The following is a 13468-nucleotide window of genomic DNA, read 5'->3' as shown; positions in this document are numbered from 1 at the left end:
ATTTAATTATCTGAATAAAACTATAAGTATTTATGGCTCATATTATTATTTTTCCAACACATTTTTCCTAATTCAAATTATGCAACTAAAATTTATATCATCGAATAATTTTATAAAATTATTGTGTTATTTCTATATCAGTTTATTATATCGTTTGCTATAATAAAAATATGAACCTAAAATAATTTTCAATATAATCTTTGTAAATATTCTGATAATAATTAGTAGATATTTGTGAATTATTGTAATTTTTATTATATAACTTTAATTGACAAACACTCATTACACAATTTTTTAGTATAAAACATAGCAATAAAATTATTACAAAATCAGACTTTACAGTTATTGCAATCGATATTTTAGTAGCAAAGAAAAAGAAGCATAACTCATGGGAGAATCGAAAAATAATACTAAGTATTTTTTACATTGTTTATTGTAATATTTTTTAGATTAAGAGTTGTGTTACGGTACAGGGGGTTTCAAATGATATACACAGTTACATCAATATTACCACCGATACACGGTGGAAGAACGAAATCATTATTAGAAAGAAGTAAGTTTTTAGATCAAGCTTTAAATATACCTACTACTATATTAACTACAAATTATAATGCTAATTATAATGATGTGTACAGCAAATTTTTAGAAGAAGGTAAAGTAACTGACAATATACGTTATGATAATATCTATGATTGGTTGGCTGACTACAAGTTACTCACATGTTCAGAGCATAACGATGGTACCCCTCCAACATTTATAGAAACTCCAGTTAATATTGAAGGACTATCTCATGAAGTGATTAAGTCCAAACATATAGTGCGTTATTATAGCAGCGATAATACTTATGTTCTTTATAGAAAATTTAAAGCAGATACTAACATACTTGAATTTGAAGATTTTATGTCACCTATAAGTAAAAAAAGAATTCAACGTTGGCAATACAATAATTATGGTGTATTACATAAAAAATTACATTACTCACCTAATAGTAAAAAACGAATCTATGAAGAGTTCTTTGACAAAGAGGGAAATATTTATTGTACAAAGATGTTCGAAGATAATGAAAAAAATAGACTAATTTACATACAAACGTATAAACAAGGCAGACCACACTTAACTTTCAAAACGTATAAACAATTATTTCAACACTATTTTGAAAATAAACTTAACGATAATGATGTTGTCTTTTGTGATGCACGATTATTAGATAAACCATTATTAAATCAACAAAATAAAACTAAAAATATACTCGTAGTTCATAGTAGCCATTTAGATGACAATAAAACAATAAACCAATCTTATAAAATGGCTTTAGAAAATCCACATAAGGTTACCCAATATTTACTACTAACAGAAAAACAAAAATCAGATATACTCAATGTTACTAACATTGATCCTGATAAAATTTCAATAATTCCACATTTTATAAAACCACATCAATCTACTGATAATGTAGAGCAGTTAGATCGTTTTGTTTTTATAGGTCGAATAGCTGCAGAGAAACAAATCAATCATATTTTATACGCGTATCATAATTTCTTAAAATATGGATTTACTACTAAACTATCTATATATGGTAGAGATGAATTTGGACAACAGCAGAAAGTCGAACAATTAATAGAGGAATTAGAGCTACAAGATAATGTTGAAATTAATGAATTTACAAATAATCCATTATTGGAATTTCAAAAATCTAAAGCCTCATTATTAACAAGTTCGTTTGAAGGCTTCGGATTATCTGTTATGGAAAGTATCAATGTAGGTTGTCCAGTCATTTCATATGATGTACGATATGGCCCTTCTGAAATTATTGACCATGGTAAAAATGGTTACCTTGTAGAGCAGGACAATATATCTGAATTAACAAAATATATGAAACTTATTATCGAACAGCCATTACAAAATGTTCACACAAAACCTGAATTAACTTTTGAAAGTGCTAAACAGAATTACAAACAATTATTTGACTCAATTGAATATTCATATTAAAACACAAGTGTTTCATGTCGTAAACAAACCTTTCGCATTAATTTGCGATGGGTTTGTTTATTTTTATTTACATAGTTTTTCAAAATAGTAGTGGTCTTTCAGACATAATTGCTCCTTTTACACTAAATTTTTAAGATTCATGACAATACAAATTAGCATACTAGTCACAGAAACTTTTGTCGTATCTCAGTACACAGACTTTAAATATTAGTACTCCTAACGCTTTTCTAAAGATTGGAAATGCTTTGAGCCGACTCTTGCGGGAATAGCACTCGCCGCAGACTACAGGTTAAGGCAGTGCCCGCGGAAAGCGTGCACAAAAATGCCAACAAATTTGAGAACTTTTCTGACAGTTTGAAACAAAATCTAAATCAAATTATCACATCGATTTACAAAATAAATGATTATTAGGAACTCATACAGAGATGGAAATAATTTTTATTGTTCTCATTTATCATTTGTTTTATTTAACAACACTTCTGTTTAATTTATATATTATAATATTTGTTGTGTAATATTGGCAGTGCTTTGAGTCGACTCCTGCGGGAATAGCGCTCGCCGCAGACTACAGGCTAAGGCAGTGCCCGCGGAAAGCGTGCACAAAAACTGCCAACAAATTTAAGAACTTTGTCGACATTCTGCAACACTAGTGTTTTTATATGTTGAATAACACTTATACCACATTGAAAAACCCAAGACTATCAATAAGTCTTGGGTTCATCTTATTAAAAGCTAACTTTAGCTTTTACTTCGCTTATAAAATATAAACTACCTGTAATTATCAAACCATCGCCGTCATAATTTTCTATAAATGATACGTAATCATCAACAAGTTCTTTATGTTCATAGTTAACTTCTTCACTTATAGTTTCTTTTGGTAATGCTTTAGGAAAATCAAATTCAGTAATATATAAATTATTTGCTATAGGTTTTAGTTGATCTAACATTTCATTAATCGGTTTGTTTTTAACTGCCGAAAATAAAATATCCATATGCTCTCTGTGATAGTAGTTTTTCATCGTTTCCACTAATGCTTGCACGCTTTCGTTATTATGCGCCCCATCTACAATCATCAAGGGCTGCTCTTTAACTTGTTCAATGCGTCCACTCCAGCTTACCGATTCGATACCATCAATCATTTTATTAAAATCTAAATCTACAACTTCTGCTTCATTCAATTCAATTAAAGCGGTAATGGCAAGTGAAGCATTTTCTTTTTGGTGTTCACCTAACATATTTAGCACTAATGTTTCTAATTCATAATCTTTATATCTGTAAGTAAATTCATCTTCTTCTGACACAATAGTAATGTCGCGATCCAATTCAATTGCCTTAGCGTCTGCCTCTTCAGCATAATCACGTATAATTTTAATTGCTTCTTCATTTTTAACTGCATAAATAACAGGTGTATTTGGTTTGATTATTGCACCTTTATCTCTAGCAATATCTGCAAATGTATCACCTAAAATATCAACATGATCTAGTCCAATGCTCGTTAAAATGGATAGTAGTGGTTTGAAAACATTAGTCGAATCATTTTTCACGCCTAATCCCGCTTCTACAACAACAATGTCAACAGGATGTAGTTGACCAAAATAAACAAACATCATTGTTGTTATAATTTCAAATTCAGTAGCAGTGCCCAGGTCAGTTTCTACTTCTAAAGCTTCACTGACAGGTTTCACAATATTTACTAGTTTTACAATTTCATCATCGCTTATTGGCATACCATTCAAACTAATGCGTTCATTAAATGTTTCGATAAATGGTGAAGTAAATGTGCCTACCTCATACCCGTTCTCAACAAGTGCAGAACGGATATAAGCGACTGTAGACCCTTTACCATTAGTACCACCAACATGAATGCCTTTAATATGGTTTTGTGGATTGTTTAATTGGGCTAACATCCATTCCATACGTTTTACGCCTGGTTTGATTCCAAACTTATTCCGTTCGTGTATCCAATATAAGCTATCTAGGTAATTCATGGTTAAGACTCCTATGCTTTTAATTGTTGTATTCTTAATTTTACACCATCATATTTTTCTTGGTAAGTTTGTTTTTTATCTCGTTCTTCATTTATAACTTTCTCGGGTGCTTTACTTACAAAGTTTTCGTTCGCCAATTTCTTATTAACACGGTCTAATTCTTTTTGCCATTTTTCTAATTCTTTTTCTAATCTAGCAATTTCTTTATCCATATCAATTAAGCCTTCTAATGGCAATACAACATCCCCAGCAGAAGTTACTGACGTCATCGCTTTTTCAGGTATGGCAATATCTAGCTCAATCGTTAATTCACTTGGATGACAGAAACGATCTAAATATGATGCATTTTCTTCTAAAGTCGCTTTGATGTTTTCATCTTTAGCTTGAATAAAGATTGGAATTGCTTTTGATAATGGTGTGTCAACTTCAAGTCGAGATTGACGTACTGATTTTATTATCTCTACTAAATGTTCCATTGTTTCTTTACTGTCATTATACACATGAGCTTCCGTTACAGTTGGCCATGATGCTTGGACAATCGTCTCACCAACATGTGGTAAGTTTTGCCAAATTTGTTCCGTTACAAAAGGCATGAATGGATGTAACATTCTCATAGTATTGTCTAATACATACGTCAATACAGAACGAGTAGTTTGTTTTTGACTTTCATCATCACCATTCATAGGAATCTTACTCATTTCAATATACCAATCACAGAAATCATCCCAAATGAAACTATATAATGCTCTACCAACTTCACCAAATTCATATTTTTCACTTAAGTGTGTTACATTTTCAATCGTTTCATTTAAGCGAGTCAAAATCCATTTATCTGCCAATGATAAATTACCAGATAGATCTACTTGCTCTACTGTAAAATCGTCTCCGATATTCATAATGCTGAAACGTGCGGCATTCCAAATTTTATTAATGAAGTTCCAAACGGATTCTACTTTTTCAGTAGAGTAACGTAAATCATGTCCTGGTGACGAACCTGTTGCTAAGAAATAGCGTAAACTATCTGCACCATATTCATCAATAACGTCCATTGGATCGACGCCATTTCCTAATGATTTACTCATTTTACGACCATCTTCAGCACGTACTAAACCGTGTAATAGCACGTCATTGAATGGTCTTTCGCCTGTAAATTCAAGACCTTGGAAAATCATACGCGCTACCCAGAAGAAGATAATGTCATAGCCAGTGACTAAAGCATTTGTCGGGAAATAGCGTTGGAAATCTTTAGCCTCCACATCTGGCCACCCTAATGTAGAGAAAGGCCACAATGCACTTGAGAACCAAGTATCCAATACATCTTCATCCTGAATCCAATTTTCCCTATCTGCTGGTGGCTCTTCAGATACAAATAGTTCACCTGTTTCTTTATGGTACCATGCTGGAATTTGGTGTCCCCACCATAATTGACGAGATATTGTCCAATCTCTAATATCTTCCATCCAGCGATTAAATGTTTTTTCAAAACGGGCTGGTACAAAATCAATACGATTGTCTGTTTCTTGATTATTTAGTGCTTGCTCAGCAAGTGGTTTCATTTTTACAAACCATTGCGTAGATAAATAAGGCTCAACAACAGCACCTGAACGTTCTGAATGACCTACAGAATGTTCGTGTTCTTCAATTTTAATGACTAAATCTTCAGCCTGTAAATCTTTAACTAATTGTTCACGACAATCAAAGCGGTCTAAACCTTCATATTTGTCTGCTTTATCGTTCATCACACCGGCTTCATCCATAACAACGATGCGTTCTAAATCATGACGATTACCAATTTCAAAGTCATTTGGGTCATGTGCAGGAGTTACTTTCATTGCACCACTACCAAATTCTATATCTACATAATCATCTGCTAAAATAGGTAACTCGCGACCAACAATTGGTAAAATAACATGTTTGCCTATTACATCTTTATAGCGCTCGTCATTTGGGTTTACTACAATAGCAGTGTCTCCAAGCATTGTTTCTGGTCGCGTCGTCGCTATTTCAATGTAGCCATCTCCGTCAGCATAAGGATATTTAAAATGATAAAACTTACCTTGAACGTCTTCATGGATAACTTCAATATCAGATAATGCTGTTTTAGCAATTGGATCCCAGTTAATGATGTATTCACCACGATAAATTAAACCTTTGTTATACATATCAACAAAGACTTTTTTCACGGCTTTACTTAAACCATCATCTAATGTGAAACGTTCTCTTGAATAATCTAAGCCTAAACCGAGTTTTGCCCATTGCTGTCTAATAAATCCAGCATATTCTTCTTTCCAATCCCAAACCTGATCGATAAATTTCTCTCTGCCTAAATCATGTCGAGAAATACCTTGTTCATTAAGTTTAGCTTCTACTTTAGCTTGTGTTGCTATACCAGCATGGTCCATTCCTGGTAAATATAAAGTATCGTAACCTTGCATACGTTTCATACGCGTAATAATATCTTGTAACGTTGTATCCCAAGCATGCCCTAAATGCAATTTCCCTGTTACATTTGGAGGTGGGATAACTATCGTATATGTTTCTTTTGTATCATCTTCACTCGCTTTAAAATAACCGTTTTCAACCCAATGGTCATAACGTCCTGCTTCTACTTCATTGGGATTATACTTAGGTTTCATTTCCATTCTTTTTCCTCCTTAAAAATTAAAAAAACCGCCCTATCAAAATAGGACGGATTAACCGTGGTACCACCTAAATTCGCAAAATTTATTATCCATAAATTTTACGCACTTAATTAATGATTAACGCTCAAACACGCTTTAACCTATCTGTCATCAATGATGACCTTCAGTTAAAGTTCATAGTGGGCTACCTTCAATACTACGAACTATGCATTCTCACCAACCATGCACTCTCTATAAATTCTGAAGCATCTACTCTTCCCAATAGACATTTTTTCTTTACTTAATTATAGTATAATGGAAACAAAAATAAGTCAATGAAATGGAGTGAAAATTATGAATGAATGTGCATTTGGTACTAAAGATGCACTGTACTTGCAATATCATGATGAAGCATGGGGACATCCAATTTACGATAGTAAAAAACTTTTTAAATTATTAGCTTTAGAGTCTCAACATGCCGGATTATCATGGCTCACTATTTTGAAGAAAAAAGAAGCCTATGAAGCTGCCTTTTATAATTTTGATCCCCATAAAATTGCACAAATGACTAATAATGATGTAGATAAACTTATGACGTTTCCAAATATTGTTCATCATCGCAAAAAAATTGAAGCAATTATAGGTCAAGCCAAAGGTTATATAGAAATAGAACGTGATTTTAGTAGCTTTAGTGACTTCTTATGGTCATACGTTGATAATCAACCTATCGATTTGCATTATAAACAATCTGGAGATCGTAAAACGGTCGATGAACGTGCTACCGAATTATCAAAAACGTTAAAAAAATACGGTTTTAAATTTTTAGGACCAGTAACAGTTTATTCATTTTTAGAAGCAGCCGGGCTGTATAATGCCCACTTAGAAAACTGTCCTAATAATCCAAAGTACTACAAAGGTAAAGGATTCAGTTAATTTATTATATTTTTGTATGATAAAGGGCTTGTTTATGTATGAATCAAAAAAAGAGCGTGGCATACTATCCGTATTGCCCACGCTCTTTTTTGTGTTTGTCACACAATTAATTATTCTATCATTCAGCTATGTTTGTTTTTATACTCGAGATACTTTAAGAATTGATTGATCAAGGGTGCAATTAAGAATAAAATAAAGAATATTCTAAAGATATGATAACTTGAAATCATCGCAACATCTGCACCGGTTTCAATTGCAACTAATACAATTTGACTCATTCCACCAGGTGCTGCTCCTAAAAACAAGTCATTAATAGAATGGTTTGACACGAATGTAAATAAATAAACCATAACAAATGATGAAATAATTAGCAGAACATTTTGTAATGCTATAGCTAATGCTATTCGACCTTTCATTTGATCCATTAATTTTGCTATTTGAATACCGATACGAATCATATACATTACTTGTGCTGCTGCAATTATTGGATTATCCAACGTGAATGTTATACCAGTAATTAAATTCCAACAAATTAACACTAAAATCGGTGCTAACATTTGCTTGGTTGGAAAATTAATTTTACTCATTATTGCATATACTACAGCAATAGCGATGAGTAACACCAAAACATTAGAAAAGGTTAATGTTTCAGTAAGCTTTTGTTGCACTTCTTGTGCACCATTAGCGCCTGTTGTCACTGGGTCTTTAAAAAAGTATGAAATAAATGGTACAAGAATTACTACAAATATAATTCGAGATGTTTGTGTTAGACTTACAACCATAATATTTGCCTTTTTATTTTCCTCTGCCATTATGAGCATTTGACTCAAGGCACCTGGTATAACACTTAAAATTGCAGTTTCAGTATTGACGTTAGCAATTTTTTTAAAGAAATACGCAATCAATAAGGCTAACACGAGTAAAAGTACGGTAATTGTAACAATAATCATCCAATCATTTTTAATATCAAAGATGACTGTTTCAGTAAAAGTAGAGCCTATTTGAACACCTAGTAATATTAAACCTAGCTGACTAATCCAAAAAGGCCATTGCACATCTAATCGTAAAAATTTAATACTCACTACACCTGCAAGAATAGGACCAAACATAAACGGCAGTAAAATATTGGCTGCATGAAGAATCAAACTAAAAGTAATTGCTAAAATCAATACGATAATATTATTTCTTAATTTTATATTCATACATATTCACAACTTTCATAAAAAACAATTCTTTTTCAATTTCACTAAACACTGTTTAACAATCACTTATTTAATTCAATTATATCATAGTAATAATTAAAATAATTACGTTAAAGACCATATTATATTTTGAATTACTTCTAAAAATACATAAGTAAAAGTTATCAATTTATCAATAAGTGATAAAAAATAATTATGTAAAAACTCTGAATTTTCTTGCAGCAAAAAGGAGTAAGACCAGAATCACCCATAATTCTGAACTTACTCCTTAAATATATTATTGATTCTATTTTCTACAAAATTGACTTAATGCTATTTAGTAACGATTCGACTTAATGCATTATCAAATGCTTGAATTGTAAATTTAATATCATCTTCACTATGTGCCATAGATAAAAATGTTCCTTCAAATTGAGATGGTGGTAAGAAAATGCCTTCTTTCGCCATCTCTCTATACATAGCACTAAATAACTCTAAATCACTTTGATTTGCTTGTTCAAAATTTGTGACAGGTCCGGCGTTTAAGAAATAACCAATCATAGAGCCTGCTCTATTCACCGTAATTGGTACATTATGTTTTTCAAACACTTCTGTTAAACCTGCTTCTAACATATCACCTAAATGATTAAAATATTCATATGATTCTGGTGTTAATTGGCTTAATGTTTCATAACCACTTGTCATTGCCAGTGGATTACCTGAAAGTGTTCCTGCTTGATAGATGTCTCCCATCGGAGCAATGTAATCCATAATTTCTTTTTTGCCACCAAATGCTCCTACTGGCAATCCACCGCCAATTACTTTACCTAGGCAAGTTAAATCCGGTATAACATTGAAATAACCTTGCGCACAATTATAACCAACTCTAAATCCTGTCATTACTTCATCAAAAATAAGTAACGAACCGTATTCAGTGGTAATGTCTCTCAAACCTTGTAAAAATCCTTCTATTGGTGGTACGACTCCCATATTACCGGCAACAGGTTCGACGATCACACCTGCTATATCATCACCAAATTGTTCAAAAGCTACACGAATCGCTTCTAAATCATTATAAGGAACTGTAATTGTATTTTTGGCTGTGCCTTCAGGTACACCAGGTGAATCAGGCAATCCTAAAGTAGCAACACCCGATCCAGCTTTAATGAGTAATGAATCACTATGACCATGATAGCAACCTTCAAACTTAACAATTTTATTACGTCCAGTATATCCACGTGCTAAACGTAATGTATCTAATGTTGCTTCAGTACCAGAAGATACCATACGAACCTTTTCAATTGAAGGTACACGATCAATGACTAATTGTGCTAATTTATTTTCTTGTAACGTAGAAGCACCAAAACTAGTACCTTGATCTACTGCTTCATGTAATTTATCAATGACTTGTTTATTTTTATGACCTAGAATTAACGGTCCCCAACTCAATACATAATCGATGTATTCATTACCATCAATATCGTATATTTTTGAACCTTCACCACGCTCCATAAAAATTGCAGGTGTATCCACAGATTTAAATGCTCGTACTGGACTATTGACGCCTCCTGGCATTAAATCTTCGGCTACTGACATGGCTTGTTCTGATTTTTCATAACGCATATGGTAATTCCTCCTTATTGTTCATCTAAATAACGGCAAATGTCTTTGGCAAAATACGTAATAATTAAGTCAGCACCTGCGCGTTTCATTGAAATCATTTGTTCCATTACAACTGCTTGCTCATCAATCCATCCATTTAAAGCAGCAGCTTTAGTCATACTATATTCACCACTAACATTATATGCAACAACGGGAACATTCGTTGTATTACGCACATCACGGATAATATCTAAAAAGCTTAATGCAGGTTTTACAATCATCATATCTGCACCTTCAGCTAAGTCACTATCTAGCTCACGCAGTGCTTCACGACGATTTGCTGGATCCATTTGATACGTTTTACGATCTCCAAATTCAGGTGTTGACTCCGCTGCATCACGGAATGGACCAAAGAAACTTGATGCATATTTAATACCGTAACTCATAATTGGAATATTGTAGTAACCCGATTCATCTAATCCTTTGCGAATTGCTGTAACAAACCCATCCATCATATTACTTGGAGCAATAATATCTGCACCTGCTTCAACTTGTGAAATTGCTGTTTTAACTAATAGTGGCAATGATTGGTCATTATCCACATCATGCGTAACAGGATCAATGACACCACAATGACCGTGATCAGTATATTCACATAAACAAGTATCCGCTACGATAAGAATATCGCTATATAATGATTTTGCTTTTTTAGTCGCTTCTTGGACAATGCCATTGTGATCATACGCACCAGAGCCGACTTCATCTTTTTCATTAGGTACACCGAAGAACATAAATGCTCTGACACCAAGATCATAAGCTTCTTTTATTTCTGATTCAACTAAATTTAAACTCAATTGAAACACACCAGGCATTGATACGATTTCTTCTTTGACATTTTCTCGTTCAACAACAAATATGGGATAAATTAAATCCTCTTTTCTCACATGTGTTTCACTGACTAAATTTCTCATCGTTTTTGAAGAACGAAGTCTTCTATGTCTATCAAATTGCATATTACTCCCTACTTTCTAATACTTTTTGTACTAATGCTGTTAACGTTTGTTTAGACGCAATTTTTGCTGTAACGTCATATTGCTTAATTGTATGATAAGTTTGTTGTCCTATTACATAATAAGCAACTTTTGAACGAGGAACAGGATCTTGAAAATAAAATTTAACAGCTGAAGAACTCGCAAAAGTCACTGCATCTACTTCTCCCTGTGCAATCAACTGTTTGACTTCACTGATATTTTCAGTATGCGAAACAGGTTTATATAAGTCAACCTTTGTGACATTTGCACCGCGTTGATTTAATTCTTGTTGCAATAACTGGCGAGCAAAACCACTTGATGGCAACAAAATTTGATCATTTTTAGTTAATGGAAAACGCTCCAGAAAGCCTTCTTGAGAATAGTCTTCAGGGCAAAAATCCACAGTGATATTCAAAGACCGACAATAATCGGCCGTTTTTTCACCAATAACAGCTATATTATCAACTGCTACTTGTGATAAATATGGATAAAAATATTTCACCGCATTTTTGGAAGAAAAAATAAGCCAGTCATAGTGTGACGAAAGTACCGTCAAATCAAATTGCAAAGGTATTATCTTAATAAAAGGTTTATGGATAATAGTTGCTTGTTGATTTGTATATGGATTACTTTGCGTCATCACAATAACTGGTTTCATAGTTTCACCTCAAACGATTATTGATTTTCGTTTAATGCTTTGATTATTTCATAAGCACCTTGTTCATTTAACACTTCACTTACTTGTTCACCTAACGCTACAGGATCTGTACCACTGACCGTATGTTCATAGCGTTCTTTACCATCTGGTGACATAATTAAACCGGTAAATTCAATTTCATTTTGCTCATTTATTGACGCATATCCGCCTATAGGTACCTGACAACTACCGTCCATTGCTTTTAAAAACGTACGCTCTGCAGTTACACAATCTGCCACTTCTTGGTTGTGTACTTGTTGTAATAACTCCAATAATTCAGTATCATCCGCACGACATTCGATACCTAATGCACCTTGACCTATAGCGGGAATTAGCGTGTCTTTATCAAGATATGTCGTTACAATGTCATCTGACCATCCCATACGTTTTAATCCAGCAGCTGCTAACAAGATAGCATCAAAATCTTCGTTATATAATTTATTTAAGCGTGTATCGATATTACCTCGTATCCACTTAATAGTTAGCTCTGGATAATGTGCTAATATCTGTGCACCACGACGTAAAGAACTTGTACCGACAATACTACCTGCTGGTAAATCTTGTAATTTAACGTGGTTTTTGGCGATATATGCATCAAAAGGAATTTCTCTGTCAGGAATACATCCTAAAGTTAGCCCTTCAGGTATAACGCTTGGCACATCTTTTAAAGAATGAATAGCCATATCTATATCTTTATTAAACAATTCATTTTGAATTTCCTTAACAAATAACCCTTTGCCACCAACTTTGGATAATTGCTTGTCCACAATTTTATCACCTTTAGTGACAATTTCTTTAATTTCTATATCAAGCGTCGGATCAATCGCTTTTAATTTGTCTATAAACTGCTGACTCTGCGTCATTGCAAGTTTACTTCTACGTGATCCAACAATTAATTTACGCATATTACGTACCACCTTTTCTTATTTCACTATCTTAATTTTACTGATTTACCGAGTTAATGAAAACTAGAAACACTTGAACCAAATAATAGATTAATCATACATAATATAAACAATACAACGTTAAAGTAAACGAGTTTGTGTTTCATTATTAATTGTCTAATTCTGAAGAATAGATAAAGTGCATAAAAAATGGCTATAATGAATGAAAACAATACTTTGGAATCATATAATATGGAATAACCTATAGTATTCAATCCCCATTGCACACCCAAGATTAAACTGATAATTAATAATATGAAGCCTGTTAATGAACAATAAAACACTATGCGTTCTAATGTAGCTACACTGCCTAATCTAAAATATTTTTGATTAAAACGTTTGTGTTTTAAATTATTGTATTGTAATAAGTATAAAATACAGTTTACAAATGACAAAGCAAAAAAGGCATAACTTATCGTTGCAAAACCGATATGCACAATTAATAATTCATTCATTATTGTTAATTTTTGACCTTTTTCCAA

Annotated in this window: 10 protein-coding genes and 1 other annotated feature; of the genes, 2 read left to right on the top strand and 8 right to left on the bottom strand. The window is 32.8% G+C overall.

From position 1 onward, the window contains the following. Positions 1 to 483 precede the first annotated feature (483 nt). On the top strand, positions 484 to 1989 hold the full coding sequence (locus CD036_RS01130; RefSeq protein WP_103387833.1) for a glycosyltransferase: 1506 nt from the start codon (positions 484 to 486) through the stop codon (positions 1987 to 1989). Between the two features lie 725 nt (positions 1990 to 2714). Here CD036_RS01130 and CD036_RS01125 read toward each other — a convergent pair. Together CD036_RS01125 and CD036_RS01120 are read right to left on the bottom strand one after the other, a co-directional pair. After that, positions 2715 to 3977, bottom strand: a complete 1263-nt coding sequence (locus tag CD036_RS01125; protein WP_002510278.1) for a bifunctional folylpolyglutamate synthase/dihydrofolate synthase — start codon at positions 3975 to 3977, stop codon at positions 2715 to 2717. An 11-nt stretch (positions 3978 to 3988) separates the two neighbouring features. Then, positions 3989 to 6619 (bottom strand): valine--tRNA ligase, encoded by a 2631-nt coding sequence (locus CD036_RS01120; protein ID WP_103387832.1) that lies wholly within the window; start codon positions 6617 to 6619, stop codon positions 3989 to 3991. Between the two features lie 39 nt (positions 6620 to 6658). Further along, positions 6659 to 6894: a binding site (T-box leader), on the bottom strand. 58 nt (positions 6895 to 6952) lie between these two features. Here CD036_RS01120 and CD036_RS01115 point away from each other — a divergent pair. Then, the gene (locus tag CD036_RS01115; RefSeq protein ID WP_103387831.1) at positions 6953 to 7531 is read left to right on the top strand and encodes a DNA-3-methyladenine glycosylase I; all 579 of its coding nucleotides are present in this window, start codon (positions 6953 to 6955) and stop codon (positions 7529 to 7531) included. A 122-nt stretch (positions 7532 to 7653) separates the two neighbouring features. Here the strand turns inward: CD036_RS01115 and CD036_RS01110 are convergent, their stop codons facing one another. The 6 genes from CD036_RS01110 to ccsA form a co-directional block, all read right to left on the bottom strand. Beyond that, on the bottom strand, positions 7654 to 8733 hold the full coding sequence (locus CD036_RS01110) for an AbrB family transcriptional regulator (protein ID WP_103387830.1): 1080 nt from the start codon (positions 8731 to 8733) through the stop codon (positions 7654 to 7656). A 312-nt stretch (positions 8734 to 9045) separates the two neighbouring features. Then, positions 9046 to 10335 carry a glutamate-1-semialdehyde 2,1-aminomutase gene (gene hemL, locus CD036_RS01105; protein ID WP_103387829.1) on the bottom strand — a complete coding sequence of 430 codons (1290 nt, stop codon included), beginning with the start codon at positions 10333 to 10335 and terminating at the stop codon, positions 9046 to 9048. Positions 10336 to 10349: 14 nt separating this feature from the next. Continuing rightward, entirely contained in the window at positions 10350 to 11327 is a 978-nt protein-coding gene (gene hemB / locus CD036_RS01100; protein WP_002510273.1) for a porphobilinogen synthase, read from the bottom strand. 1 nt (position 11328) lies between these two features. Continuing rightward, on the bottom strand, positions 11329 to 12003 hold the full coding sequence (locus CD036_RS01095; protein WP_002510272.1) for a uroporphyrinogen-III synthase: 675 nt from the start codon (positions 12001 to 12003) through the stop codon (positions 11329 to 11331). Positions 12004 to 12020: 17 nt separating this feature from the next. Continuing rightward, entirely contained in the window at positions 12021 to 12947 is a 927-nt protein-coding gene (gene hemC, locus CD036_RS01090) for a hydroxymethylbilane synthase (protein ID WP_002510271.1), read from the bottom strand. A 53-nt stretch (positions 12948 to 13000) separates the two neighbouring features. Next, the coding region (ccsA, locus tag CD036_RS13240) for a cytochrome c biogenesis protein CcsA (RefSeq protein ID WP_258027379.1) at positions 13001 to 13468 on the bottom strand (468 nt) is incomplete at its 5' end.

This window comes from Staphylococcus arlettae (assembly GCF_002902345.1).
GTDB classification, from domain to species: domain Bacteria; phylum Bacillota; class Bacilli; order Staphylococcales; family Staphylococcaceae; genus Staphylococcus; species Staphylococcus arlettae.
This window is presented reverse-complemented; position numbering and strand designations above follow the sequence as displayed.